Consider the following 26,355-nt stretch of genomic DNA (forward strand, 5'->3'; position numbering starts at 1 on the left):
CGCGCTATTTTTTATCGATTACAGCCAGCCCTTGACCGCCATGTCCTTCAGGACGTAGCGGGTCACCAGCCAGTACTCGTACGGAGTCGGGTGGATGTCGTCGGCGAACATGTAGTGGCTCACGTCCGGCGCCGAGGTGGTCTTGATGGTGCAGGTCAGCGACGATTCGGTCGTGCAGGCCTTCAGCGCCGTGTTGGTCAGGCCGTAGATGGCCGGGTTGGCCACCTGGTCTTTGCTGACGGTGAACAGGTCGACGTAGGCGATCGCAGGATCGTTGCGCAGGTTGGCCTTCAGCTGGTTGTTGAAGGCGTCGACCATTGCCATGATCAGCTGCTGGGTCGCGGCCGATTGCGCCTTGCCCGACGGGGTGCTGGCGACGTCCGGCAGGTTGTTGACGACGATGTACTTCGCGCCCTTGTCCAGGATCTGGGTGTTGACGATGGCGGCCAGTTCGGCGCCGGCCTTGCCCAGTTCGGCGACCAGCTTCGGACCTTCGGTCGCGGCGTACTGGTTGCCGGCCGCGGTGCCTGCCGCTTGCGCGTCGACACCGGCCTTGGCGGCGGCAGCTTGCGCGGCGGCCAGCGGTGCGCCCAGCTGGGCGGCGGCCGTCACGGCGGCGGTCGCGATCTGGGTCTGGGTGCCGCCACCGGCTGCGGTGGTTTGCACGGCCGTGGTGATGTTGGTCTGTGCGGTCGCCTGGTTGGCGGCCGGCACGGTGGCGACGAGGCCGCCGATCAGCAGGGCCGGGAAGGCGGCTGCGCCGGCACGGGTACCGGCCGCGGTGGCGCCGGCGCTCAGGGCGCCCAGCTGCATCAGGACGTCGTTACCGCCGGCCATGATGGTGACCAGTTCGGTACCGCTGAACTTGCCGCCGGTCTTGGCCAGGTGGTTCGCGACCTGGGTCACGACCGGCACGGTCATTTCGCCCAGTTCCGGCTTGACGGCGCGGTTGCCCGGGCCGATCGGATTGGTCACGCGGGCGCCGCCCTGTGCGTAGTTGAAGCAGTTCGAATTGTTGACGATCGGGACGTTGAAGTCGAGCGCCGGATTCGCGTTATCAAGGCCCTGCAGGCCGGTCTGGGCGGCGCATGGCTTCGGCAGGCGCAGTTCCGCGGCCAGGACTTCGGTCCAGTTCAGGCCGGTCAGTGCCGGGTTGGTGCTGGTGCTGTCGCCGTTGATGGTGAACTTGCCACCGCCGGCTGCCGTGATGGCGCCGACGTTGTAGCTGCCGACGTCCGACAGGCTGTCGCCGAAGGTCACTTGCTGGGTGAACGTAACCTTGTGCGTTTGATCGCCACCGCTGCTACCGGTGCCGCCGCATGCAGCCAGCGCAGCTGCGGTCAGCAGCGCGAGCGCGAAATTCATTTGACGCATTGTGTCTCCTAAGAGGATAAGATTTTTTTCTGTGAAACGAACGCCCGTGCTATTCGCATCCCAAACTAATATGCCAGTGTTCTCCCGACTTGTATAGAAATATTGATTGTCATGGTGTCAACCAAGGACAACACAAACGGAAGGGCTGGCAAGCTGGCGCGATTATATCAAGCATTGCCTTTTGTAATATCTCAAAAGGTAACTGCAAGATGGGAAATTGCAACGGCGCACGGAAAGGCTGCCGGAAGGAAGCGGCTCCGGATCGGAGCCGCCCATTGGTATTACACGCCTGCGTCGTGGTTGAGCAGGCCGTGGACGATGCCGGTCGAGCCGTGCGCCGCGCGGCGCAGGCGGTCATTGACGCCGAGCCATGCGCCCTCTTGCGGCGGGGCCTCGACCAGGATCACGTCGGCGCCCTGCCCGTCCATGGCGCGCAGTGCCGCGTACAGGGCATGCGCAAAGCCTTCCGGCGTGGCCGGCAGGCGCTCGGAAGCATGCGCATTCCACAGGTCGGAGTAGTGGATCAGGGCGACCTTGCGTCCGGCCGCCGCCATCTGCTCCAGGGTCCGCACCAGGGTGGCCGTGTCCTGCATCGCCACCGGCGTGTGCGGCGCGTAATGCGATTCCAGCGTGCCGGACGCGCGCGGCGCGGCGACGTCGGGCGCGGCCGGCATCCGGTCGATCACGGCGGCGATCGCCTCCGCACTCACGTGGCCCGGACGCAGCAGCACCGGCCCGTGGGTGGCCAGGCGAGATAAATCGACGATGGTCGACTCGATGCCCACTTGCGAGGCGCCGCCATCGAGTACCAGCGCCACCGAGCCGTCGGCGCCGAATTCGTCGCGTACGTGCTGGGCCGTTGTCGGGCTGACGTGGCCGAATTTATTCGCCGACGGCGCTGCGACGCCGCCCTGCCCGCCCTTGAAAGCGCGCAGCAGTGCAATCGCCACCGGGTGCGAGGGGCAGCGCAATCCGACCGTGTCCTGGCCGCCGCTGACCGCATCCGGAATCCCCGGCGCGCGCTTTAAAATCATCGTCAGCGGGCCGGGCCAGAAGGCGCCGGCCAGGGCGTGCGCTTCCTGTGGAATCTCGCAGGCCCAGTGCGCGAGCTCCGCTTCGGGCGCCAGGTGCACGATCACCGGGTGATCCTGCGGACGGCCCTTGGCGGCGTAGATGGCGGCCACCGCCGCCGGGTTCTCCGCATCGGCACCAAGGCCGTACACGGTCTCGGTCGGGAAGGCGACGAGCTGTCCCGCTTCCAGCGCGCGCGCGGCCGCGGCGATGGCGTCCTGATCGAACTCGCTCATACCGCGATCCCCAGGATGGCGCAGGCTGCCTGCAACTGCTGCTGCGCCTCGGCCAGCGTCGGCGCCACGAAGGTCACGTGCCCCATCTTGCGGCCGCGGCGCGGATCGTCCTTGCCGTACAGGTGCAGGAAGGCGCCCGGCAGCGCCAGCACGCGGTCCCAGGCCGGTTCACGCACGGTCTCTCCGTCGAACCAGACGTCGCCCAGGATGTTGAGCATCACGGCGGGCGAATGCTGACGACAATCGCCCAGCGGCAATCTCGCCATCGCCCGCACCTGCTGCGCGAACTGGCTCGTGACGCAGGCATCGATCGTGTAGTGGCCGCTGTTGTGCGGCCGCGGCGCCATTTCGTTGACGACCAGCGAGCCGTCCTCCAGCACGAAGAACTCGATGCACAGCACGCCCACATAGCCGAGCTGGGCAACGATGGCGCGCGCCGCATCCTGCGCACGCTGCGCGCATTCGGGCGTGACGTTCGGCCCTGGCACCGTGGTGGTGAACAGGATGCCGTCGCGGTGCACGTTCTCGGCGATCGGATACACGACCGATTGTCCGTCCGCACCGCGCGCCGTCAGCACCGAGACCTCGTAGGCCAGCGGCAGCATTTTTTCGAGCAGGCAGGTCACGCCCTGCATGCTCTCGAAAGCCGCGCGCACGTCGTCGCGGGATTTGACACGCACCTGGCCCTTGCCGTCATAGCCCATGCGCACGGTTTTCAGGATGCCCGGCAGCAGTTCGTCGCCGATCGCGTCGATGTCTTCCTGCGAGGCGATCACCTTGTGCGGCGCCGGCATCACGCCCGACTTGTCCGCGCATTCGACGAAGAAGCGCTTTTCCAGCACGCGGTCCTGGGCGATCGAGACGCAGCTGCCGGCGGGTGCGACGAAACTGCCGTGTGCCAGCAGGTTCATGCTGTCGGCCGGTACGTTCTCGAACTCGGTGGTGACGGCGGCGCACAGGGCCGACAACTGGCCGAGGGCGATACTGTCGGTGTAGTCGGCATTGATCAGGCGCTCGGCAACCTGCCCGGCCGGGCAGTCCTGCGCCGGTTCGAGCACGGCCACTTTATAGCCCATGGCCTGGGCGGCATGGGCGAACATGCGGCCGAGCTGGCCGCCGCCCATCACGCCGAGCCAGGTCGGCGGATTGGCGCTGGGAAGAAATGCTGGATACTGCGAATCACTCATCACATTCAGACAGGTAAGGTCATGGCCTGGGCGGCGGCGGTCTGGTCCAGGCGGAACTGTTCCAGCTGGGCCGCCAGCGCATCGTCGTTCGCGGCCAGCAGCGCGACCGCCGTCAGCGCGGCATTCGCGGCGCCCGCTTCGCCGATGGCGAAGGTCGCAACCGGCACGCCCTTCGGCATCTGCACGATCGACAGCAGCGAATCTTCGCCGCGCAGGTATTTCGAAGGCACCGGCACGCCGAGCACGGGCACGATGGTTTTCGCCGCGATCATGCCCGGCAGGTGGGCGGCGCCGCCGGCGCCGGCGATGATCGCGCGCAGGCCGCGGCTTCTCGCCTGTTCGGCATAGCGGAACATTTCGTCCGGCATGCGGTGCGCCGAAATCACCTGCGCCTCGAAAGGCACGCCGAACTGTTTCAAGACGTCGACGGCGTTCTTCATCACGTCCCAGTCGGACGAGGAACCCATCACGACGCCGACCAAAGGCTTTGCTTCGCTCATCATTCAGCCTTCAGCTTTTCGCCGGTGAGGCGTTCGATGGCTTCGAAGTACTTGGCCTGGGTCTTGGCGATCACGTCCTGCGGCAGGCTTGGTGCCGGTGCGGTCTTGTTCCAGTCGGAGAGCGTTTCGAGGTAGTCGCGCACGAACTGCTTGTCGAAGGACGGCGGCGACATGCCCGGCGCGTAGGAATCGGCCGGCCAGAAGCGCGAGGAGTCGGCGGTCAGCACTTCGTCCATCAGGTGCAGCACGCCGTTTTCATCCAGGCCGAATTCGAACTTGGTGTCGGCGATGATGATGCCTTTCGTGGCCGCGTATTCGGAGGCGGCGGTGTACAGGGCGATCGAGACGTCGCGCATCTTTGCCGCGAGTTCAGGACCAATGCGCGACTCCATGTCGGCAAACGAGATGTTCTCGTCGTGCTCGCCGATGTCGGCCTTGGCTGCCGGAGTAAAGATCGGCTGCGGCAGTTTGTCCGCCTGGCGCAGGCCCTGCGGCAGTTCGATACCGCAGATGGAACCGCTTTGCTGATAGTCCTTCCAGCCGGAACCGATGATGTAGCCGCGCACGACCGCTTCGACCAGGATCGGCTTCAGGCGCTTGGCGACGACGGCGCGGCCGCGGACCTGCTCGACTTCGTCGGGCGCCACGACGCTTTCCGGGGCGATGCCGGTCAGGTGGTTCGGCACGATGTGGCCGAGCTTCTCGAACCAGAAATCGCTCATCTGGTTCAGCACCATGCCCTTGCCCGGGATCGGCTCGTTCATGACGACGTCGAAGGCCGACAGGCGGTCGGTGGTGACGATCAGGATCTTGTCGTCGCCGACGGCGTAGTTGTCGCGTACTTTACCGACGCCCAGCAGTGGCAGGGACTTGATCGTGGTTTTATAGAGGCTGTTCATGGGGAGGAATATCAGGAAAACAGAGTCGGCAGAAAGCTTCGCCAATAAAGAAACACGGGCTGCCGCAGCAGCCCGTTCACACATACGGATTATTTCACGACTTGCGCAAGTTCGCCGGCCTTGTAACGCTCGGCCATCTTTTCCAGCGGGATCGGCTTGATCTTCGCGGCCTGCCCTTCGCAGCCGAAGGAGAGGTAACGTGCCTTGCACACTTCCATCGCCGCTTCACGCGCCGGCTTCAGGTAGTCGCGCGGGTCGAACTTCGACGGGTTCTGGAACATGTACTTGCGGATCGCGGCCGTCATCGCCAGGCGGATGTCGGTGTCGATGTTGATCTTGCGAACGCCGTGCTTGATGCCTTCCTGGATCTCTTCGACCGGCACGCCATAGGTTTCCTTCATGTCGCCGCCGAATTCGCGGATCATCGCCAGCAGTTCTTGCGGCACCGACGAGGAACCGTGCATCACCAGGTGGGTGTTCGGGATGCGTGCGTGGATTTCCTTGATGCGGTCGATGGCGAGAATGTCGCCGGTCGGCTTGCGGGTGAATTTGTAGGCGCCGTGCGAGGTGCCGATCGCGATGGCCAGCGCGTCGCACTGGGTGCGCGCGACGAAGTCGGCCGCCTGGTCGACGTCGGTCAGCAGCTGTTCGCGGGTCATGGTGCCGTCGGCGCCGTGGCCGTCTTCCTTGTCGCCCTTCATCGTTTCCAGCGAACCGAGCACGCCCAGTTCCGCCTCGACGGTCACGCCGATCGAGTGCGCGAATTTCACGACCTCTTTCGACACTTCGACGTTGTATTCGTACGAAGCGACCGACTTGCCGTCGGCTTCCAGCGAACCGTCCATCATCACGGAACTGAAACCCGAGCGGATCGCGGCCATGCAGACCGCCGGCGACTGGCCGTGGTCCTGGTGCATGACGACCGGGATGTGCGGGTAGGCTTCGACGGCGGCGTCGATCAGGTGGCGCAGGAAAGCTTCGCCGGCGTACTTGCGCGCGCCTGCCGAGGCTTGCATGATCACCGGCGAGCCGGTGGCATCGGCCGCGGCCATGATGGCCTGGACCTGTTCCAGGTTGTTGACGTTGAACGCCGGCAGGCCGTAGCCGTTTTCAGCAGCGTGGTCCAGCAGTTGACGCAGAGATACGAGTGCCATGGTAGTACTCCAATTAAAAAAATTCTTGTCTCAGGACTTCGACAACGCGAAGCCGTTTTTAATCTTTATAAGTCTCGCCGACGCGCACGATCTTCAGTGCATTGGTGCCGCCCGCCTCACCCATCGGCGAGCCCCAGGTCACGACGATGGTGTCGCCCGGACGCACCATGCCTTCGCTGATCAGGAGCTCTTCGGCCTTGCGCAGCACGGCGTGGCTGCCGCCTTCCTGCAGCAGGTGGAATGCTCGCACGTTGCGATACAGGGAGGCCTTGCGCTGCGTCGTTTGTGACGGGGTCAGGGCAAAAATCGGGGTGTCGATGTTATGGCGGCTCATCCACAGCGCGGTCGAGCCCGACTCGGTCAGGGCCACGATGGCCTTGACCGCCAGGTGATGCGCGGTGAACAGGGTGCCGTAGGCGATCGACTGGTCGATGCGGGTGAATTCCACGTTCAGGAAGTCGGCGTCGAGCTTGTTGTATTCGGACTGTTCCGCTTCCAGGCAGATCGCCGCCATCATCTCGACGGTTTCGATCGGGTACTTGCCCGAGGCCGTTTCGGCCGAGGTCATCACGGCGTCGGTGCCGTCCAGCACGGCATTGGCGACGTCCGACACTTCGGCGCGGGTCGGCACGGCATTCACGATCATCGACTCCATCATCTGGGTCGCGGTAATCGCCAGTTTATTCGAGGCGCGCGCCATGCGGATCATGCGCTTTTGCAGGGCCGGGACGGCAGCGTTGCCCACTTCCACGGCCAGGTCGCCGCGCGCCACCATGATGCCGTCGGAGGCGTCCAGGATTTCCTGCAGCACGGGGATGGCTTCGGCGCGCTCGATCTTGGCGATCATCATCGGCTTGTGATGATAGGGCTCGCCGGCGATGTTGGCCAGCTGGCGCGCCATTTCCATGTCGGTCGCGCTCTTCGGGAAGGAGATCGCGAGGTAGTCGGCCTGGAAGCTCATCGCCGTCTTGATGTCTTCCATGTCCTTGGCCGTCAGCGCCGGCGCGGTCAGGCCGCCGCCCTGGCGGTTGATGCCCTTGTTGTTCGACAGCTCGCCGCCCACTTTCACCGTGGTGCAGATCTCGTGGCCGGCGACCTTGTCGACGATCAGCACGATCAGGCCGTCGTTCAGCAACAGCTTGTCGCCCGGACGCACGTCGCGCGGCAGCGCCTTGTAGTCCAGGCCCACGCGTTCCTGGTTGCCGAGTTCGCCATTTTCTCCCCACTTGGCGTCGAGGATGAACTTGTCGCCATTGTTCAGGAAGATCTTGCCCTCTTCAAACTTGCCGACGCGGATCTTCGGACCCTGCATGTCGGCCATGATCGCCACTTCGGTGCCGCACTCGGCAGCGGCGCGGCGTACCAGCGCGGCGCGGTCGATGTGGTCCTGGGCCTTGCCGTGCGAGAAGTTCAGGCGCACGACGTCGACGCCGGCGCGGATCATCTTGACGAGGATATCGAAATCGGTCGAGGCCGGGCCGATGGTGGCAACGATCTTGGTGGCGTTGTACAGAGGGCGCATGGGGTGAAATCCTTGTTTCTGAAAAGAGAAGCGCAGCCTCGGGGCTGCGCTGGCACTCATTACTTGGCGTTACGCTGCAGCAGGATCTCGACTGCCGGCAGGGTCTTCCCTTCGAGGAACTCGAGGAAGGCGCCGCCGCCGGTGGAGATGTAGCCGATCTGGTCGCCGATGTTGTACTTGGCAATCGCAGCCAGGGTGTCGCCACCGCCGGCGATCGAGAAGCCGTTCGACTTGGCGATCGCCATGGCGAGCGTCTTTGTGCCTTCGGCGAACTGGTCGAATTCGAACACGCCGACCGGGCCGTTCCAGACGATGGTGCCGGCCTTGATGACCTGCTCGGCCAGCATGGCGGCCGTCTTCGGGCCGATGTCGAGGATCATGTCGTCGTCGGCCACATCGGCCACGTCCTTGATCGTTGCAGCGGCGGTCGGCGAGAACTCTTTCGCGCAGACCACGTCCACCGGAATCGGCACCGAGGCGCCGCGTGCGCTCATCATGTCGATGATGGACTTCGCTTCGCCGACCAGGTCGTTCTCGACCAGGGACTTGCCGATATTCAGGCCGACGGCCTTCATGAAGGTGTTGGCGATGCCGCCGCCGACGACCAGGTTGTCGACTTTGCCGGCCAGGCTTTGCAGGATCGAGAGCTTGCTCGAGACCTTCGAACCGGCGACGATGGCCAGCAGCGGACGCGCCGGCTGGCCCAGGGCTTTACCGAGGGCGTCGAGTTCGGCGGCCAGCAACGGACCTGCCGCGACAACCGGTGCAAACTTCGCGATGCCGTGGGTGGTCGCTTCCGCGCGGTGAGCGGTGCCGAAGGCGTCGTTCACATACACGTCGCACAGCTTGGCCATCTTCTGGGCCAGCTCGTCCGAGTTTTTCTTTTCGCCCTTGTTGACGCGGCAGTTTTCCAGCAGCACGACCTGGCCTGGCGCGACGTCGACGCCGTCGACCCAGTTCTGCTTCAGTTCGACCGGCTGGCCGAGCAGTTCGGACAGGCGCTTCGCCACCGGCGCCAGCGTGTCTTCCGGCTTGAATTCGCCCTCGGTCGGACGGCCCAGGTGCGAGGTCACCATGACGGCGGCGCCGGCTTTCAGGGCAGCCTGGATGGCCGGCACCGAAGCGCGGACGCGCGTGTCTTCGGTGATGTTGCCATTGTCATCCTGCGGCACGTTCAGGTCGGCACGGATGAAAACGCGCTTGTTTTTCAGCGCGTCGCGATCGATCAGGTCTTGCAAGCGGGTGAAACTGAGAACGGCGTCCATGTCGGCTCAACAGTGAAATAGTAAAAAAACGATATTCTACCGCACCGACCTTATGGCGCTGCATCAAAACACGTGCAGAATTCGCAACAGTGTGAATGCAAGCATCCCGAAGACGATGGTCTGCAGCATGTTACGGCGCCAGACATAGAAGCCGAGCGCGGCGATGCCTGCCAGCAACTTTGGATTGCCGAGGCCGAAATGGACCTGGCCGCCACTGTCGAGCACGAGGTCGGGGCCGATGATGGCCGCCAGCGCGCAGGCCGGCGCATAACGCAGCATGCCCTGCACCCGCGGCGGGATCGACACCCGGTGCCCGATCAGCCAGAAACCGCTGCGCGTGATCGCAGTCGTCAGCGCCAGCGCGACGATGACCGCCCAGATTTCCCATTCAGCCATGACGCGCCTTTCGCTTTTCGATGAGACCTTCCGCGGCCAGCGCGGCCAGCATGCCTGCGACCACCGCCGCCAGCAAGCCCAGCTTGTAGGGGAAACCATAAGCCGCCACCGAGACCACGCCCGCCACCACCACGCCGCACAGCGCCGCGCTGTTGATGATCAGGGGTACCGTGATGCAGAGGATGGCCAGGGTGCCGGCAAAGCCCAGTCCCCAGGCGCTCGGAATCGCGCTGCCGAGGAAGATGCCGATCAGGGTGCCGGCCTGCCAGGACAGCCAGTTCGGGAACATCAGTCCCTGCAAATAGGACAGCTTGCCCGGAATCTGCGCCATGGTCGGGAAGCGCTGCAGGAACAGGGCCACCGTCAAGTCGCCCGAGATATAGCCGTAGAACAGGCGCTGCTTCCACGGCAGGTGCGCGAAATGCGGCCCCAGTAGGGCGGAAAAGATCACGAAGCGCAGGTTCACCACCAGGCCGGTGGCGAACACGACCCAGATCGGCGCATGCGCCAGGATCAGCGGCAGCGAGGCCAGCTGGGCGGAACCGGCGTACACGAGGAAGGTCATACCGCAGGCCTGGAGCGTCGTCAGGCCCGATTTCACCATCGCGATACCGACCACCATGCCCCAGGCGCCGATGCCGAACAGGGTCGGCAGGCCGGTCTTTAAACCTTCGCGCCAGAGTTCGGGGTTGTGGCGTTCGACAATGGCGGAGCTGTGCTGGACGGGTTCGGGCGCGTTCATGTCGCCGTCCTGCAACAGGGTGAAACGGGGGAGGCGCTGGCTGGTCGGGGACGGAAAGACATGAAACGTGCAAATGAAGTGGTTCGCCATTCTACCGAGCATTACGAACGGCCGCTCTTATCCGTTAAAATCCTGTCTTTGCCCAACTTTGCGTACCGGAGAATTGTAATGACTGACAAGACGATGCCTGTGGTGGAACTCGAGGCCAAGGATCTGCCGGCCCACTGCCCGAACCCGGCCATGCCGCTGTGGTCGTCGCACCCGCGCGTCTTCCTCGACTTCGACCATGAGGGCGAAGCCAAATGCCCGTACTGCGGCACCCGCTACCGCCTGGCACCGGGCGTGGCCTTCAAGCACCACTGATTTGTTGAAAGGCGCATGAGCTATCGCGCCCCCAGGTGGCTGCCCGGCGGCCACCTGCAAACCATCTATCCCGCCACGCTCATTGCCAAGCCGGCGGTGCAGTATCGGCGCGAGCGCTGGGAAGTGCACCACCCAGAACTGGGCGAGGACTTTGTCGACGTCGATTTCGTCGATGGCGAACCCGGTAAGCCCCTGGTCGTGCTGTTCCACGGCCTGGAAGGCTCCTCGAACAGCCATTACGCGCGCGGCCTGATGGCGGCCTTGAAGGCACGCGGCTGGTCGGGCGCGGTGCCCCACTTCCGCGGCTGCTCGGGCGAGCCGAACCGCACGGCGCGCTTCTACCACTCCGGCGACGCGCTGGAAATCGACTGGATCATGGCGCGCCTGCGCGCCCGTGCACCCGGCCCGCTGTATGCGGCCGGCGTCTCCCTGGGCGGCAACGCTTTATTGCGCTGGCTCGGCGAATCCGGCAGCAAAGCCGACTTTGTCGCGGCCGCGGCCGCGATCTCCGCCCCGCTCGACCTGGCGCGCGGCGGCGAAGCGCTCTCGTCCGGCTTCAACATGTTGTACACCCGCATGTTCCTGCAGACCCTGAAGCCGAAGTGCCTGGCCAAGCTGGAACAGTTCCCCGGCCTGTTCGACCGCGAGGCTTTACTGGCCGCGCGCGACCTCTACGCCTTCGACAACGTCGTCACCGCCCCGCTGCACGGCTACCGCGACGCCGACGACTACTGGCACCGCGCCAGCGCGCGCCACGTCCTGCACGACATCACCGTGCCGACCCTGGTGCTGAACGCCCGCAACGATCCCTTCCTGCCGGGCGAACATCTGCCAGGCAGCGCATCAAAAGCCGTGACGCTCGAGTACCCGGAAGAAGGCGGCCACGTCGGCTTCCCTACCGGCCCCTTCCCTGGCAGGATCGACTGGCTGCCGCAGCGGATTCTTTCCTTCTTCGATCAACCGACCTGCGCGCCAACGAAGGACGAACTATGCGAAGCTGGCACCCATGGATGACATCGTAAAACAGGCAATGGCCAAGTGGCCGAACGTGCCGCACTGCTACGGTTGGCTGGCGCTGGATGCGCGCGGCGGCTGGCGCATGCGCGACGAGGCGGCCCAGCAGGCGGGCACCGCCGGCGACAAACTGAACAATGCCGCGCTGCTCGGCTTCATCAACCGCAATTACGCGCATGACGACGCAGGACGCTGGTATTTCCAGAACGGCCCGCAGCGCGTCTACGTGAACCTGGAAGCGACGCCGTATATCGCGCGCACCGATCCGGCCCAGGGCCTGGTGCTGCAGACGGGCACCGCGCTCGCAAACATCGAGCGCCTGTACCTGACGGAAGCGGGCGTGGCGATCGTGCAGGCGGGAGATGTCGTCGCCCAGCTCGACGACCGCGATGTCGCGCAACTCTTCGAAGCATTGGAGCTGGATGGCCAGCCGGCCGGCGACGAGGCGTTGCTGCGCTGGCTGGAAGGCGGGGATGGCGAGTTGGTTCTGCGCTGGCGCGGGCAAGCAGTGCCCGCTGAGCGAATCAGGGGCGAGGATCTGCCGCAGCGTTTCGGCTTCGTGCCCGCGCCGGCCGCAAACTCGTAGGGCGGGCATGCCCGCGCGTGACGCTTGCATTGTGTTGGCGGGGTCTGTCCTGAAACGAAGCCAACACGGCGCAACGTTTACGCGCGGGCATGCCCGCCCTACCGCTCCTTCTCTTCCTCTTTCTCTTCCTTCTGGCGTGCCTTGATCTCGCGCTCGCGGGCGTCGATCACGGACTGTTCGTAGAAGGAGACGTCGCTCGCCTTGCGCGCGAAATTCAGCTGGTCGACGGCCGCCGGCAGCGCTCCGGCCAGCGCATAGGATTCGGCCAGCGCCATGTGCTGCAGTGCGATCTTGCCCTGCTTCGAATAGGCTTTCGCCAGCAGGTCGTACAGTTTCGGATCCTCGCGGTACTGGCGCACCTGCTCGCGCAGGTAGCGCGTGGCGTCGTCCAGCCTGCCGGCATTGATCATCGCATCGGCGTACTGGCGCGCCAGCGCGCGCGACAGCGGATAGCGGTAGACGGCCTGTTCGGCATCCTTGACGGCCTGCTGGGCGACGTCCGCCGGCTGGCCGGGCGCCAGCTTGATCTCCAGGTCGAGCACGGCGAACATGGCGCCACCGTCGCTTTGCGGCGTCGCCGAGAACGTGCCCTCCTTCGGCCTCAAGGTAGTCCGCGCCTTGTCGTACCAGCTGCGCGCACCTGGCAGGTCGCCTTCCTTCAGGGAGAGGTAAGACAGGCCGTACTGCGCCGCCGCCTGCTGCTGGCGGTGCTGCTGGGCCAGTTGGGATTGCAGGGTCGTGCGCGTATCGCGCCGTCCGGTCGTGCTCAGGTCTTGCAGCACCCGCGCGCGCGCCTTGGCGATGTGGAATTCGATCGAGTCGGGACGTTGCCGGTAAGGCGTTTCGCGGATGCGCGCCTGGATGTCGACGATGCGCTCGCTCGTCAGCGGGTGGCTGCTCAGAAAAGCGGGGATTTCGCCATACACCTTGGTCGCTCCCTGCAGGCGCTTGAAGAAGGCCACCATGCCCGAGGTGTCGTAGCCGCCCGCGCTCATGATCTGGAAACCGACGCGGTCGGCTTCGCGTTCGGCGTCGCGGCTGAAGCTGAGCTGGCGCGACACGGCCAGCCCCTGCCCGCCCATCACCACGCCCATGGCGGCATCCGGGCTGGCCTTGGCCGCCAGCGCCGCCAGGATCAGCGCGGCGATCGGCAGCAGCGCATCCTGGCGCTGCTGGCCCAGCATGCGGGCGATGTGGCGCTGCGAAACGTGGCCGATCTCGTGCGACACCACCGAGGCCAGTTCCGATTCGGTCTGCGCCGCCAGCAGCAGGCCCGAGTGGACGCCGATGAAGCCGCCCGGCAGCGCGAACGCATTGATCGCGCCGTCGCGCACGGCGAAAAAGCTGAAGTCGGCGTTCGTTTCGCCGCGCGTGCCCGGCATCGCATCGACCAGGGCGCCGCCGAAATTATTCAGGTATTCGGCGATCGCATCGTCGTCGAGGTAATCGCGGTCGCCCCGCACCTCGCGCATGATGGCTTCGCCGAGTTTGCGCTCGACGACCGGCGACAGGTCTGCGCGCGCGGTGTCGCCCAGGGTCGGCAGGCGCGCAGTGGCGGGACCAGCGACGGGGCCGTTGTTGAACGATTGGGCAGGCGCCAGTGCCGGAGCAAATCCGGTCGCGGTGGCCGTGAACAGCACGGCCAGCGAACGGCGCCAACGGGTGGCGGCAGGATGAGAGGTCGAGTTCACGATGCTATGATAACCCCATCCGCAGGCGCTTTGCCGCAGCCCGAAACACTTTCTTACCCAAGCATACCAAGCTCACCATGACTCCATCCGATCCGACGCCCGGGCCCGAGGGCCTGACCCATTTCGACAGCGCCGGCCAGGCCCACATGGTCGACGTCGGCGCCAAGGACGAGACCCACCGCGTCGCCGTCGCCGCCGGCACCATCCGCATGCAGCCGGAAACATTGGCCCTGATCCAGTCCGGCAACGCGAAAAAGGGCGACGTGCTCGGCATCGCCCGCATCGCCGCCATCATGGCCGCCAAGCGCACCAGCGACCTGATCCCCCTGTGCCACCCACTCGCGCTGACCCGCGTCGCCGTCGATTTCGAGATCGACGAGGCCGCCAGCAGCGTCCACTGCCGCGCGCAGGTGGAGCTGCGCGGCAAGACCGGGGTCGAGATGGAGGCGCTGACCGCGGTGCAGATCGGTTTGCTGACGATTTACGACATGTGCAAGGCGGTCGACCGGGGGATGGTCATGACGAATGTGCGGGTGCTGGAAAAGCACGGTGGCAAATCCGGAGACTGGACGGCTGACCTCGATATGTGAGTCCGCTACGTCAGAGCGGTGGCCGGACCCGCAGCTCCGGACTGGGAACCGGCTTGAACCCGGTATGGGCTCCTTTGCTGCCGCTTGCGAACAGCGCCAGGGCTGCCAGGGCGCGCCGCAATTCGTCCGCCTGCTGCTGCGTCAGCGGTCCCTCGTAGCCGGGCGGCGCCGGACTGGGGCCGCCCTGCTCGGGGGCCAGCATGGCGCGATCGATCAGGGTATCGAAGTCCGTCACCCAGGAGCTGCGTGGATCGATCGCCTGCGTCACCCCGGGAATCCTGGCTTCGATCATCTTGAGCAGGACGCTGAGCCTGACGAAGCGCTGCTCATCCCAGCCCGCACTGGAACGCTCGGGCGAGGCGGCGTTGTCGAAACGCGCCAGCAAGGCTTGCGCGGCAGCTTCGCCCCGCTGGCTGACGCGCGTAATCGTCTCGGCATCCATATTCAAGTTCATGCCGCCTTCGTCTTCTTCCAGCCTGACCCGGGCAATGCGGTCGCGCACGCCGGGCATGCGTGCCAGGGTATTGTCGTTCCAGTTCTGCATGGTGCGCACGATGGCGGACAGGAAGCCCCCGAAGCGCGACGCGGGGGACGATTCCTCGGCGAAACAGTTCCACCGCTCGCCGTATCCCTTCTCGTACTGCTCCGGCAGATAGACCTCGTCGCGGCCCGCGATTTTCGGTTCGAGACTGACGCCGAATGTGGGCCACAGCGGCACCAGCCCATCGAACAGGTGCATGGGGAAGTTCGAGCTGATGCCGCCGTCGGAGAACCAGCAACACGCGAAATGGCGCTTCCCCTTCGGCGCATCGTGATTGATGGCCCAGAGCGGCACGGCCGACAGCAGGAACGGAAAGCTCAGGCTCATCCTGGCGGCGAGCAGGACCGGCAGGTCGCGTGATGGCGGCAGTGTGCGCAGGCCGAGCGCGCGGCCCTCCGCTTCGGCCGGGTCCGATTCTTCACGCCCCGGCTCGACCTGATAAGGCTCACTGTGGGACCGCATCCACGCGAGCACGTCGGCGGGAAGATAGTCGACCAGTTCGTCCGGACGAAAATAGAGCCGGTCGCGCTGGCGAAAGCGCGTGGCACCCTGCTCTTCCTGAGCCAGCGGGAAAATGTAGGGCCGTCCGTGAGCGAGATTGGTCGAGAAGATCTGCAGGTCGATCGAACGTATCGGCTGGGCCAGGCTGGCCTTCTCGATCCACGGCGGCGGAAATCCGGGCGCATCCCACAAGTCCCCGAAGGTCAGGGGATCGACGTCCGGCCCAAGTCCGGCGGCGCGCTGGATCTGCTCATGCAGCCAGGGCGTGAGGGCCGGGTTACCCGCCTCCAGGCCGAGGCCCCGGCACAGGCCGAAGCCGTTCGCCGGCATCTTGCGGGTGATGTCGAGATACACCCAGAAGCCGATGGACAGCAGCAACGCGAGCGGCACCAGCAGCACGGCGCCGAGCAGGCCGGCGCCCCACTGGAATACGGCCAGGGCGGCGACGATACTGGCCAGCGTTGCCGGCCAGTATGCCATCAGCAAGCCGGCAAGGACGGCAGCGATGCGCCGGTAGGTTCCCCGGCTGTTCAGCGCGAACACCAGAGTGAAGAACAGGCGCCGCGTGCCCGGCTGTGCCTGGAACAGGCTGAGCAGCCTGCTCTTGTTTGTGCCGGGCAGTCGTTCCTGGAGTTTGTCGGGCAACTGCGCCAGGCTGTCGAAACTGGCCCGCGTATTGTTCTTTCTTCGGTTCAGTTCGGCAGCGGCAGTCATGGCCGCTGCGATTGCTCCGGCGGAGGTGCCGCCGATACTCTTGAACCGGTAGCGTGCAGCCAGCAAGGCGATCGCTTTCGGGTACACGATGCCGCTGGTGAGGCCGCCCTTCATGACCAGGTCGCAAAACCGGTCTGGTGGCGCGTCGGTCGATCTGTCCATGGAAGTCCCTCTGCATGCGCGCGACGAACGATTGGTTTCAAACAGATCTTGACTATCTTTACCCGTCCTGCATAGCATAGGGTCACGCTCAGCCCTGCGCAAGACCGATCTGCACATGACTTGCCACTCGCCCGGCTCTGCAACTTTGCAGCGTAGCGACGGTCTGACAGGAAGCGGCAGAGATAAGGATTTCACTGCGGAGGCGGTATGTCGGCCAGTCGTTTTCGCGCAACGCTTTGGCTCTTGCTGGTGGCAGGCTGGCTGGCCGGATGCGTGCCCTTGCGGCCTTATCACACGGTGCAGCGCGCCCCGGTGGCGATCGGGGCGTCGAATACCGCGCAGCCCGATGTCCGGACGCCCTGCTACCAGCCGCCGGACACCGCAAACGGCGGCGCCTGCGTGCGCTTCGTCGAATACGACGACTTCGGCAATCTTTTCAACCGGGCGCAGCTGGACGAAACCGTCGAAGCGGCCCGCCGCGTGGCCGAAGCCGGCGGCATCGTCGTCGTTTACGTGCACGGCTGGGAACACAATGCATCCGATGGCGACCACGACCTGATCGCGTTTCACCGGGCAATGCAGAACGCGCAGGCGCTCGACATCCAGTACGGCGACAAACGGACCATCCTCGGGATTTACGTCGGATGGCGAGGACAATCGGTCAGCGTGCCGGGAATCAGCAAGACGACCTTCTGGGAGCGCAAGACGACCGCGCAAGCGGTGGGCGACGGCGGGGTGTTCGAGCTGTTTCGCAAGCTTGCCGACCAGCGCGAGCTTTTCCGCAATTCGCGCCTGGTCCTGGTTGGCCACAGTTTCGGCGCCGCGGTCACGTACGCCTCGGTATCGCATTCGCTCATGGACCAGATCATCGACGATCCGAAAGACGCCAGCCAGGACGGCGGCGAGACGCGCAACCGCCGCAAGCGCTGGGATATGGTCGTGCTGGTCAATGCCGCGTTCGAAGCGATGCAGGTGCGCCCCCATTTCGAGCTGGCCCGCTCGCGGCGCTACCTGCAGAACCAGCTGCCGCACCTGATCCTGATTACCTCGCAGGCGGACTGGGCGACCCGGATCGCCTTTCCGCTGGGGCGCTTTTTCCGCTCGACGCTGAACAAATATGCCGACCCCGAGTCCGACGATCTATACGAGACGGCGATCGGACATTACATACCGTACGTTACCCATCAACTGAGCGCCGAGGATGACTGCAGGCGCTTCCTCCAGGGACCGCCGGTGCCGCCCATGCCGGACAAGCTCGGGACCGTTGTGGAAGCAAAATACTTTTGTTTCGACGACAAGCGCGCAATGCTTCCCGACAGCACGGGGAAGCATGCGGCCAGGCCGGTCCTGCTTACCCGCTGCGACGCGTCCGGCGACTGCAGCCAGGTCGCGGGCGAGCACACCATGCTTGCCCCGCCACACATGCCGATCATGAACATCCGTACCACCTCCGACATCATGAGCGGCCATAACGATATCTGGAACCCGACGATGCAGGGATTCCTGGTCCAGCTGATGCTGTATATCGTCGAGGGGCCGCAGCAGCACCCCACACGCTGATCTGCGCGTGCGCTGCGTCGGCTGGCGCGCCCCGCATGGCCACGCCAGCCGGCCTCCTCACTTCGCCTGCTGCACACTCCCCATCCACGCCTGGGTGAACGCCCGGCCGAGCATACCGACCGCCTGGCCATTCGCATCCGCAAAGCGCTCCATCGACTGCTGCTGGACCGACAAAGCGTTCTTCGCCAGCGCGTCGGTACAGGCTTGCGCTGCGCTGATGAAGGCGCGCAGCGTGTGTTCCTGAATGATGCCCGCTGAGCTAAGCATCAGCTGTTGTGTGTTCGCCCGTACGGCGTCCCGGTACAGGCCGACCACATCAGGCCACAGCCTGAACAGTGGGAACGGCAGGGTGGGAAATGTGTGGCTCGGGTGTGCGCTCATCGTTGACATGCTGTTCTCCTGGTGGACGGAATCGGCAAGCCGCCGCATTGTGCGGCGCAACATCGAGTCTACTCTTCGATGAAGCGAGTTGTCATCTGCTTACCCGTGTTAAATTGCCGGGTTTGGCGGCGCATTTCCACGCGGCCTGCGACAAGACCCAAGAGACCTTGAAGAGGAATAGATGAAACGACGTTTGTTAGTGATGGTGATGGCATTGGCTGCAGGCAACGCCCTTGCCGCCCCGCGCGGCTTCACGGTGGAAGACCTGGTCAACCTGGAACGGGTCGGCAACCCGGCGGTGTCGCCCGACGCGGGCCGCGTCGTCTACACCGTGCGCCGCACCGATCTCGACAAGAACCGCGGCCACACCAGCTTGTGGATGGCTGACCTGCGCGCTGGCAGCGCACCGAAAGCGCTGGTCAACCACGACAGCAGCAGCCTCGATCCGGAGTGGTCGCCTGCCGGCGACGCCGTGTATTTCCTGTCCACCCGCTCCGGCAGCGCCCAGGTCTGGCGCCAGGCCACCTCCGGCGGCGAGCCGGTCCAGGTGACGAATTTACCGCTCGATGTCGACAATTTCCGCGTCTCGCCTACGGGCGAGCGCATCGCCTTCAGCCTGGCCGTGTTCCGCGATTGCGCCGACCTCGCCTGCACCAGGGACCGCATGGAAGCGCAAGCCAAGAACAAGGCGAGCGGCCGCGTGTATGACCGCCTGTTCGTGCGCCACTGGGACACCTGGGCCGACGGCCGCAATGCCGTGCTGTTCTCGGCGCCGCTGGACGCCAGCGGCCGCGTGAGCGCCGCCCCGGTCAGCCTGTCGGGCTCGCTCGACGGCGACGTGCCCTCGAAGCCCTTCGGCGACCGCGAGGAATACCGCTTCAGCCCGGACGGCAAGACCATCGTGTTCTCGGCGCGCATTGCCGGTAAAACGGAGGCCTGGTCGACCAACTTCGACCTGTACAGCGTGCCGGCGGCGGGCAATGCCGCGCCGCGCAACCTGACGGCGGACAATCCGGCCTGGGATACCAAGGGCGTGTTCTCGCCGGACGGCCGCACCCTCGCCTATCTGGCGATGGCGCGCCCCGGTTTCGAGGCCGACCGCTTCCAGATCATGCTGATGGATGTCGCCAGCGGCAAAAAGCGCAAGCTCGCCGAAAGCTGGGACCGCTCCGCCGGCGCCCTGCAGTGGAGCGCGGACGGCAAGACGCTGGTGGTCGACGCCGAAGATGTCGGCCAGCATCGCCTGTTCGCGATCGACGTCGCCGGCGGCAAGGTGGCGGCGCTGACCGGCCAGGGCTCGATCGGCGGCTTCGACATGCGCCGTGACACCATCGCCTACACGCTGGCGACGCTGTCCTCGCCGGCCCAGCTTTATTCGACGTCGCTGCGTTCCACACTGCGCGCCACGCCGAAACAGCTGACCAACAATAATGCGGACAAACTGGCCGACGTGCGCTTCGGCGAGTATGAACAGTTTTCGTTTGCCGGCGCGAACGGCGACACCGTCCACGGCTATGTCATGAAGCCGTGGAACGCCCAGCCCGGCGTCAAGTATCCGATCGCCTTCCTGGTGCATGGCGGCCCCCAGGGCAGCTTCGGCAATGCCTGGAGCTACCGCTGGAATCCGCAGGTGTATGCGGGCGCCGGCTATGCGGCGGTCTTCATCGACTTCCACGGCTCGACCGGCTACGGCCAGAAGTTCACCGACGCCATCAGCGGCGACTGGGGCGGCGCCCCGCTGGTCGACCTGCAAAAAGGGCTGGACGCGGCCGTGAAGAAGTTTGCCTGGCTGGACCGTGGCCGCAGCTGCGCGCTCGGCGCTTCCTACGGCGGCTACATGATGAACTGGATCGAGGGTAACTGGTCCGACGGCTTCAAGTGCATCGTCAACCACGACGGCGTGTTCGACACGCGCGGCATGGCCTATTCGACGGAAGAGCAATGGTTCACCGACTGGGAAAACGGCGGCGCCTATTTCGCCGTGCCCGAGCAGCACGAGCGCTTCAATCCGGTCCACCACGTGAACAAGTGGAAGACGCCGATGCTGGTGATCCAGGGCGACCTCGACTTCCGCATCCCGACCGCCCAGGGCCTTTCTACCTTTACCGCCCTGCAGCGCAAGGGTATCGAGAGCAAGCTGCTGGTGTTCCCGGACGAAAACCACTGGGTGCTGAAACCGGCCAATTCTCTGCTCTGGCATCATACGGTGATCGGTTGGCTCGACCAGCATTTGAAACAGTGATTTTCGCAATTTGACCCGAAATCGACCCGCCGCAAGGCGGGTTTTTTTACGACAGGCGTCAAATTAATTGCTTTTGATTATCGAATGCAGTGATATCATGCTCGCCTTGCCGGGCATCCGCCCTTATTTTCAGTACGCTTAACATGCAGGCCGGACAGGCGAACGAGCTCAAACCCCAGGATGTCGATTTCGAGACCATGAATCTCCAGGTCGGCACGCGCCTGCAGCTCATCACTCACCGCCGCGTCAAGCCGGTGCAGCACTTCTCGAGCCTGATCGGCTACATCAAGGATGAGTACATCATCCTCAAGATCCCGATGGAAAGCGGTGCGCCCATCGCATTGGCCGAGGGCGAGCGCCTGACGATCCGCGTGTTTTCGGGCATCAAGGTCTGCTCCTTCGCCTGCACGGTCGAGCGCGTGTTTGCGCGGCCCCTGTTCTACGTCCATGTTTCCTTCCCGACCTCGGTGCAAGGCACCAGCCTGCGCACGGCGATGCGGGTCAAGGTCGACCTGCCGGCCCAGATCCAGGGCAGCGGCACCCATAACAGGCCGCTGGCCTGCACGATCCTGAACCTGTCGGTAAGCGGCGCCCTGGTGGTGTCTCCCTATCGCCTGCCGGCCGACGAAGAGCAGATCGCGCTGCAGTTCTCGCTGAAGGCGCCGCCCGACGACCAGGAAGTCAAGGTGTCGACGCGGGCGGCAATCCGTAACGTCAACGTCGCCAAGACGGCCGCCGATACCGACCTGTACACCTATGGCTTGCAGTTCATCGACCTCGACCCGGGCCACTACACGCTGCTGCAGAACATGACCTACGAGGCGCTGCTGGCGGACCGGCAGAAGATCGTCTGAGACACGCCTTATTCCATATGAAGGACCCCGCTGCGGCGGGGTTTTCTTTTTGGACAATCAGCCGGCCTTACCCTTGCAGACGGCTTCCGGGCCGATCTGCTTTTGCGGAACCGTGGGCGCGCTGCAGCTCCAGGCGCCGCTGTCCTTGTCGCGGGTGAGCGTGATGGTCTGGTCCTTGACGCTCACGGGACCGGCCACGATCTGGCAGCTCAGGCTGGCGGCGTCGGCGTCCGCGCTCGCGCCGAACTTGCAGTTGGCGGTCGGCTTGTCGGCGGCGGCCAGGCCGATATCCTGCGGCTGGGTGACAGTCTCGCCATCGTTGAGGCGGGTATCGATGCCGACCTTGCCGGCCGCGACTTCCGCCAGGGCCACGCCGAACTTCGCTTTCGCCATGTAGTCCTGGTAGGCCGGGATGGCGATCGTCACCAGGATGCCGATGATGGCGACGACGATCATCAGTTCGACCAGGGTAAAGCCTGCTTCTTTCTTCCTTACAATGCGCGTGCTTGTCACGGTGATCCTCCGGTAAGTTGAAGAGTCCGAAACGATAACCGTGGCTGCCGGAGCACGATTGAGGCGGCGCAGCCAAAAACAAAAACCCCGCCGAAGCGGGGTTCTTGAGTCAGGCAAGGCCGAAATTACGAAGCTTTGCAGACGCCTTCCGGGCCAATCAGTTTCTGGGCGACATCCGCGCCGCAGGTCCATGCACCGGTGGTGGCGTCACGGGTCAGGGTGATGGTCTTTTCTTTCACGCTGGCAGGACCGGCGACGATCTTGCAAGTCAGGGTGGTGGCGCTGGCGCCGAAGGTGCAGTTCGCGGTCGGCTTGTCAGCAGCGGCCAGGCCTGCGTCTTCCGGCTTGGCGATGGTTTCGCCGTCGTTCAGCTTGGCATCGAAACCGACTTTACCGGCCGACACTTCAGCCAGGGCCGCGCCGAACTTCGACTTGGCGGTGTAATCCTGGTAAGCAGGAATGGCGACGGCGGCCAGGATGCCGATGATCGCGACGACGATCATCAGTTCGATCAGGGTGAAACCCGCTTGGGTCTTCTTAACAATTTTCATCGACTTCATGGTGTTACTCCGGTCAGGTAGAGAGAGGGGGTCTGTTGCATTGTTTGGTGCCACGCTTTCTCTATTGCAAACCGCGTGCCAGCCCGATTTCCCCCCTGTTCAATAATTACCCAACAATAAAAGTGACAAAAGCCGTCGCTGGACGACTGAGCAGGTGACAAGTTTTGTCGGTGGCTGCCAATTTATGCCAGATGGGTGAGCATTTTTGCATGGCCAAGTGCGAGCGGTCTGCCTGGCCCGGAAAGCAAAAAACCCCGCCGCAGCGGGGTTTTGGTGATGCCAGTTCAGCTATTAGCCAGCGGTCTTGCCGGTGCAGACACCGGTCGCGCCGATGAGCTTCTGTGGAATAGTCGCCGCACCGCAGCTCCATGCGCCGGTGGTGGCGTCGCGGGTCAGGGTGATGACCTGGTCTTTCACGCTGGCAGGGCCGGCGACGATTTTGCAGGTCAGGGTCGTGGCGCTCGAACCGAAAGCGCAGTTGGCGGTTGGGGCATCTTTCTTGGCCAGGCCGGCCAGCTCTGGCTTGTCGGCTTCCATGGCGTCGCCATCGTTCAGGCGGGCATCGAAGCCAACTTTACCGGCCGACACTTCAGCCAGGGCGGCGCCGAACTTCGACTTGGCGGTGTAGTCCTGGTAGGCAGGGATGGCGACAGCAGCCAGGATGCCGATGATGGCAACAACGATCATCAGTTCGATCAGGGTGAAGCCGGCTTGGGTCTTCTTAACAATTTTCATCGATTTCATGTTGGTTCTCCGGGTAGGGTTTGGGTTGTCTGTTTTGGTAGTGCTTCGTGCCACGTTTTGTATATTGCAAGCGCCGTGCCAGCCCATTTCCCCACGGAATCGATAATTTATTGGCAATAAAAGCGACAAAAGATGTCATTACAGCTAGTTGGTATGACAAATTTTGTCATTAAGTGTGCAATTTCTGTCTGACAACAATTTGACTGACGAAAATTGTTGTGCTGTTCTATGCACCAATAAAAAAGGGAAGCCCGCAGGCTTCCCTCTTCAGCACAAGAAAGTCCGGTATTACAGCATGGCCTTCAGCAGGCGTGCCATTTCCGATGGGTTCTTGGTGGCCTTGATGCCGCACTCTTCCATGATGTCCAGCTTGGCTTGCGCGGTGTCGGCGCCGCCCGAGATCAGCGCGCCGGCGTGGCCCATGCGCTTGCCCGGAGGAGCGGTGACACCGGCGATGAAGCCGACGACCGGCTTCTTCATGTTGTCCTTGACCCAACGTGCTGCGTTGGCTTCGTCAGGACCGCCGATTTCGCCGATCATGATGACCGCGTCGGTATCAGGATCGTCGTTGAACATCTTCATCACGTCGATGTGCTTCAGGCCGTTGATCGGGTCGCCGCCGATGCCGACTGCCGACGATTGGCCCAGGCCCAGTGCGGTCAGCTGGCCGACTGCTTCATAGGTCAGGGTGCCCGAGCGCGAAACGACGCCGATGCGGCCCTTGCGGTGGATGTGACCTGGCATGATGCCGATCTTGATTTCGTCCGGGGTGATCAGGCCTGGGCAGTTCGGGCCCAGCAGCAGGGTCTTCGAGCCGGCCTTGGCCATGCGGTCCTTCAGGGCCATCATGTCACGGACAGGGATGCCTTCGGTGATGCAGATTGCCAGGTCCAGGTCAGCTTCGACGGCTTCCCAGATTGCGGCGGCTGCGCCTGCCGGCGGCACGTAGATGACCGACACGGTTGCGCCGGTGGCGGCTTTCGCTTCGGTGACGTTGGCGTAGATTGGAATGCCTTCGAAGTCTTCGCCGGCCTTCTTCGGGTTCACGCCTGCGACGAAGGCAGCCTTGCCGTTCGCGTAGTCGCGGCACATACGGGTATGGAACTGACCGGTCTTGCCGGTGATACCCTGGGTGATGACTTTTGTATCTTTGTTGATCAGGATCGACATTTGTTTATTCCTTCGAATTAGGCGTTACCAGCGGCAGCGGCGACGACGGCCTTGGCTGCATCTTCCATCGTATCGGCGGCGATGATCGGCAGGCCGGAGTCGGCCAGCATCTTCTTGCCCAGGTCTTCGTTGGTGCCCTTCATGCGCACGACCAGCGGCACTTTCAGCGAGACGGCCTTCGATGCGGTGATCACGCCTTCGGCGATGACATCGCAACGCATGATGCCGCCGAAGATGTTGACCAGGATGGCTTTCAGGCCTGGGTTCTTCAGCATGATCTTGAATGCTTCGGTGACTTTCTCAGCCGTCGCACCGCCGCCCACGTCCAGGAAGTTGGCCGGCTCGCCGCCGAACAGCTTGATGGTGTCCATGGTCGCCATGGCCAGGCCGGCGCCGTTCACGAGGCAGCCGATGTTGCCGTCGAGCGAAATGTAGGCCAGGTCGAACTTCGATGCTTCGACTTCGGCTGGATCTTCTTCGTCCAGGTCGCGGTAAGCCATGATTTCCGGCTGGCGGAACAGGGCGTTGGCGTCGAAGTTGAACTTCGCGTCGAGGGCGATGACTTTACCGTTGCCGGTCAGGATCAGCGGGTTGATTTCGGCCAGCGACGAATCGGTTTCCCAGTAAGCCTGGTACAGGCCCTTCAGGTTCTGGCGGGCTTCGGCCAGCGATTCGGCAGGAATGCCGATCTTGGTGGCGATGTCGTCCGCTTCGGCGTCGGTCAGGCCGACCGATGGGTCGATCGCGATCGAGTGGATTTTCTCAGGGTTGCTGTGTGCAACTTCCTCGATGTCCATGCCGCCTTCCGACGAGGCCATCAGGACGACCTTCTGGGTCACGCGGTCGGTGACCATCGAGACGTACAGTTCCTTCTTGATGTCGGCGCCTTCTTCGATCAGCAGGCGGCGCACCTTCTGGCCTTCCGGGCCGGTCTGGTGGGTCACGAGCTGCATGCCCATGATCTGGTTCGCGTATTCGCGCACTTGCTCGATCGACTTGGCAACCTTCACGCCGCCGCCTTTGCCACGGCCGCCAGCATGGATCTGGGCCTTGACCACCCAGACCGGACCGCCCAGCTCTTCAGCTGCCTTGACGGCCTCGTCGACCGACATGCACGGAATGCCGCGCGGAACCGTCACTCCGAACTTTCGGAGGATTTCTTTGCCCTGATACTCATGGATTTTCATGCTGGCTTCCCTTCTTCTGTTACTGATTTAGATAGGTTAATTGAAGTACTTCGACATCGGTCTCAACCCTGTACGGCCTTGATTACCCAGCGCGGGTAATACTTTGCCACAGCGGGGCCGTCGGCGCGCAGCGCGTGGCAGCGGTCGATTTCATACGGACGCACAGCTTCGCCCGGTGGCGTGGCGCTGCGTGTCTCGAATGCGTCATCGGCGAAGGCCTGGATTGCCGCGGTGGGCAAAACCTGCGCCAGTTCGGTCAGGTGGGTGCAGCCGAGCACGCCCGAGAGGCGGTCTTTCAGGTGCAACCGAAAGTGTTTGGCGAGCGACAGGCCGACCAGCTTTTTATACGCCGGGCCGATGGTGTCGCAGTAGCCCGGATAGGGCACCGAGTCGGACGCGGCTTCGGCGTCGACGATCTCGAGATCCGTGTTGATGGTGATGCGCAGGCTGAGGTCGTGCACGGCGGAGCCCGCAGGACGGGTGCCGGAAGCCAATTCGATGTCGCGTGCCTTGATGTCGCGGATGCGCGCGTCAAGATCCCACAGACCATCGTCGCGCGCGTACGCTTCGACCGTAATGGCGCGTGTATGCCGCAGGGAGCGCGGAGCGGGAGAGGACAAAGGCATAAAAACCGTG

Annotated in this window: 26 protein-coding genes; 7 read left to right on the forward strand and 19 right to left on the reverse strand. The window is 64.1% G+C overall.

Features of this window, described 5'->3' with window-relative positions; translation table 11 throughout:
• Positions 1 to 18: 18 nt before the first annotated feature.
• From C2862_RS15020 to C2862_RS15065, 10 genes are all read right to left on the reverse strand, one after another.
• The gene (locus C2862_RS15020) at positions 19 to 1,374 is read right to left on the reverse strand and encodes an SGNH/GDSL hydrolase family protein (RefSeq protein ID WP_136220945.1); all 1,356 of its coding nucleotides are present in this window, start codon (positions 1,372 to 1,374) and stop codon (positions 19 to 21) included.
• Between the two features lie 281 nt (positions 1,375 to 1,655).
• Positions 1,656 to 2,681 carry an L-threonylcarbamoyladenylate synthase gene (locus tag C2862_RS15025; protein ID WP_136220946.1) on the reverse strand — a complete coding sequence of 342 codons (1,026 nt, stop codon included), beginning with the start codon at positions 2,679 to 2,681 and terminating at the stop codon, positions 1,656 to 1,658.
• Complete coding sequence (locus tag C2862_RS15030) at positions 2,678 to 3,868, reverse strand: 5-(carboxyamino)imidazole ribonucleotide synthase (protein ID WP_136220947.1); 1,191 nt, start codon at positions 3,866 to 3,868, stop codon at positions 2,678 to 2,680. Before C2862_RS15030 ends, C2862_RS15025 begins: the two co-directional genes overlap by 4 nt.
• Positions 3,869 to 3,873: 5 nt before the next feature.
• Positions 3,874 to 4,371 (reverse strand): 5-(carboxyamino)imidazole ribonucleotide mutase, encoded by a 498-nt coding sequence (purE, locus tag C2862_RS15035; RefSeq protein ID WP_136220948.1) that lies wholly within the window; start codon positions 4,369 to 4,371, stop codon positions 3,874 to 3,876.
• Positions 4,368 to 5,267 carry a phosphoribosylaminoimidazolesuccinocarboxamide synthase gene (locus C2862_RS15040; protein ID WP_136220949.1) on the reverse strand — a complete coding sequence of 300 codons (900 nt, stop codon included), beginning with the start codon at positions 5,265 to 5,267 and terminating at the stop codon, positions 4,368 to 4,370. Before C2862_RS15040 ends, purE begins: the two co-directional genes overlap by 4 nt.
• Before the next feature lie 89 nt (positions 5,268 to 5,356).
• Positions 5,357 to 6,421: a class II fructose-bisphosphate aldolase gene (fba, locus tag C2862_RS15045; RefSeq protein ID WP_136220950.1), complete on the reverse strand. Its 1,065-nt coding sequence runs from the start codon at positions 6,419 to 6,421 to the stop codon at positions 5,357 to 5,359.
• Between the two features lie 58 nt (positions 6,422 to 6,479).
• Positions 6,480 to 7,934 carry a pyruvate kinase gene (gene pyk, locus C2862_RS15050; RefSeq protein WP_136221018.1) on the reverse strand — a complete coding sequence of 485 codons (1,455 nt, stop codon included), beginning with the start codon at positions 7,932 to 7,934 and terminating at the stop codon, positions 6,480 to 6,482.
• Between the two features lie 68 nt (positions 7,935 to 8,002).
• On the reverse strand, positions 8,003 to 9,208 hold the full coding sequence (locus C2862_RS15055) for a phosphoglycerate kinase (protein WP_136220951.1): 1,206 nt from the start codon (positions 9,206 to 9,208) through the stop codon (positions 8,003 to 8,005).
• A gap of 63 nt (positions 9,209 to 9,271) precedes the next feature.
• Positions 9,272 to 9,604, reverse strand: coding sequence for an AzlD domain-containing protein (locus C2862_RS15060; RefSeq protein WP_136220952.1), 333 nt, complete (start codon positions 9,602 to 9,604; stop codon positions 9,272 to 9,274).
• Complete coding sequence (locus C2862_RS15065) at positions 9,597 to 10,346, reverse strand: AzlC family ABC transporter permease (protein WP_136220953.1); 750 nt, start codon at positions 10,344 to 10,346, stop codon at positions 9,597 to 9,599. Before C2862_RS15065 ends, C2862_RS15060 begins: the two co-directional genes overlap by 8 nt.
• Before the next feature lie 168 nt (positions 10,347 to 10,514).
• On the opposite strand from C2862_RS15065, the gene C2862_RS15070 reads away from it, so the two are divergent.
• The 3 genes from C2862_RS15070 to C2862_RS15080 are packed head-to-tail and all read left to right on the forward strand — an operon-like array spanning position 10,515 to position 12,309.
• Positions 10,515 to 10,709: a zinc-finger domain-containing protein gene (locus C2862_RS15070; RefSeq protein ID WP_136220954.1), complete on the forward strand. Its 195-nt coding sequence runs from the start codon at positions 10,515 to 10,517 to the stop codon at positions 10,707 to 10,709.
• 15 nt (positions 10,710 to 10,724) lie between these two features.
• Positions 10,725 to 11,723, forward strand: coding sequence for a YheT family hydrolase (locus tag C2862_RS15075; protein WP_136220955.1), 999 nt, complete (start codon positions 10,725 to 10,727; stop codon positions 11,721 to 11,723).
• Positions 11,716 to 12,309 (forward strand): DUF2946 family protein, encoded by a 594-nt coding sequence (locus C2862_RS15080; protein WP_136220956.1) that lies wholly within the window; start codon positions 11,716 to 11,718, stop codon positions 12,307 to 12,309. The genes C2862_RS15075 and C2862_RS15080 overlap by 8 nt, the downstream gene beginning before the upstream one ends.
• A gap of 98 nt (positions 12,310 to 12,407) precedes the next feature.
• Here C2862_RS15080 and C2862_RS15085 read toward each other — a convergent pair whose 3' ends face one another.
• Positions 12,408 to 14,000 carry a M48 family metalloprotease gene (locus tag C2862_RS15085; RefSeq protein ID WP_307723547.1) on the reverse strand — a complete coding sequence of 531 codons (1,593 nt, stop codon included), beginning with the start codon at positions 13,998 to 14,000 and terminating at the stop codon, positions 12,408 to 12,410.
• 77 nt (positions 14,001 to 14,077) lie between these two features.
• Between C2862_RS15085 and moaC the strand changes: the two genes are divergently transcribed.
• On the forward strand, positions 14,078 to 14,590 hold the full coding sequence (gene moaC, locus C2862_RS15090) for a cyclic pyranopterin monophosphate synthase MoaC (protein WP_136220957.1): 513 nt from the start codon (positions 14,078 to 14,080) through the stop codon (positions 14,588 to 14,590).
• Between the two features lie 10 nt (positions 14,591 to 14,600).
• Here the strand turns inward: moaC and C2862_RS15095 are convergent, their stop codons facing one another.
• Positions 14,601 to 16,508, reverse strand: coding sequence for a patatin-like phospholipase family protein (locus tag C2862_RS15095; protein ID WP_168710071.1), 1,908 nt, complete (start codon positions 16,506 to 16,508; stop codon positions 14,601 to 14,603).
• Positions 16,509 to 16,715: 207 nt separating this feature from the next.
• Between C2862_RS15095 and C2862_RS25270 the strand changes: the two genes are divergently transcribed.
• The gene (locus tag C2862_RS25270) at positions 16,716 to 18,068 is read left to right on the forward strand and encodes a hypothetical protein (protein WP_168710072.1); all 1,353 of its coding nucleotides are present in this window, start codon (positions 16,716 to 16,718) and stop codon (positions 18,066 to 18,068) included.
• A 57-nt stretch (positions 18,069 to 18,125) separates the two neighbouring features.
• On the opposite strand, the gene C2862_RS15105 is transcribed toward C2862_RS25270, so the two are convergent.
• Positions 18,126 to 18,458, reverse strand: a complete 333-nt coding sequence (locus C2862_RS15105) for a hypothetical protein (protein WP_136220960.1) — start codon at positions 18,456 to 18,458, stop codon at positions 18,126 to 18,128.
• A gap of 172 nt (positions 18,459 to 18,630) precedes the next feature.
• On the opposite strand from C2862_RS15105, the gene C2862_RS15110 reads away from it, so the two are divergent.
• A complete protein-coding gene (locus C2862_RS15110; protein WP_136220961.1) occupies positions 18,631 to 20,691 on the forward strand; it encodes a S9 family peptidase in 2,061 nt (686 codons plus the stop codon).
• Between the two features lie 143 nt (positions 20,692 to 20,834).
• Complete coding sequence (locus C2862_RS15115; protein WP_136220962.1) at positions 20,835 to 21,545, forward strand: flagellar brake protein; 711 nt, start codon at positions 20,835 to 20,837, stop codon at positions 21,543 to 21,545.
• A gap of 57 nt (positions 21,546 to 21,602) precedes the next feature.
• Here the strand turns inward: C2862_RS15115 and C2862_RS25755 are convergent, their stop codons facing one another.
• The 6 genes from C2862_RS25755 to C2862_RS15145 all read right to left on the reverse strand — a co-directional run bounded on the left by C2862_RS25755 (position 21,603) and on the right by C2862_RS15145 (position 26,345).
• A complete protein-coding gene (locus tag C2862_RS25755; RefSeq protein ID WP_307723548.1) occupies positions 21,603 to 22,058 on the reverse strand; it encodes a pilin in 456 nt (151 codons plus the stop codon).
• Between the two features lie 125 nt (positions 22,059 to 22,183).
• Positions 22,184 to 22,618, reverse strand: coding sequence for a pilin (locus C2862_RS15125; RefSeq protein WP_307723549.1), 435 nt, complete (start codon positions 22,616 to 22,618; stop codon positions 22,184 to 22,186).
• A gap of 291 nt (positions 22,619 to 22,909) precedes the next feature.
• Complete coding sequence (locus C2862_RS15130; RefSeq protein WP_210735999.1) at positions 22,910 to 23,362, reverse strand: pilin; 453 nt, start codon at positions 23,360 to 23,362, stop codon at positions 22,910 to 22,912.
• 288 nt (positions 23,363 to 23,650) lie between these two features.
• Positions 23,651 to 24,532 (reverse strand): succinate--CoA ligase subunit alpha, encoded by an 882-nt coding sequence (gene sucD, locus C2862_RS15135; protein ID WP_136220964.1) that lies wholly within the window; start codon positions 24,530 to 24,532, stop codon positions 23,651 to 23,653.
• Between the two features lie 17 nt (positions 24,533 to 24,549).
• On the reverse strand, positions 24,550 to 25,719 hold the full coding sequence (gene sucC, locus C2862_RS15140) for an ADP-forming succinate--CoA ligase subunit beta (protein ID WP_136220965.1): 1,170 nt from the start codon (positions 25,717 to 25,719) through the stop codon (positions 24,550 to 24,552).
• 62 nt (positions 25,720 to 25,781) lie between these two features.
• Positions 25,782 to 26,345 (reverse strand): DUF2889 domain-containing protein, encoded by a 564-nt coding sequence (locus C2862_RS15145; protein ID WP_136220966.1) that lies wholly within the window; start codon positions 26,343 to 26,345, stop codon positions 25,782 to 25,784.
• Between the last annotated feature and the right edge of the window lie 10 nt (positions 26,346 to 26,355).

Source organism: Massilia sp. Mn16-1_5 (assembly GCF_004798585.1).
GTDB lineage: Bacteria > Pseudomonadota > Gammaproteobacteria > Burkholderiales > Burkholderiaceae_D > Telluria.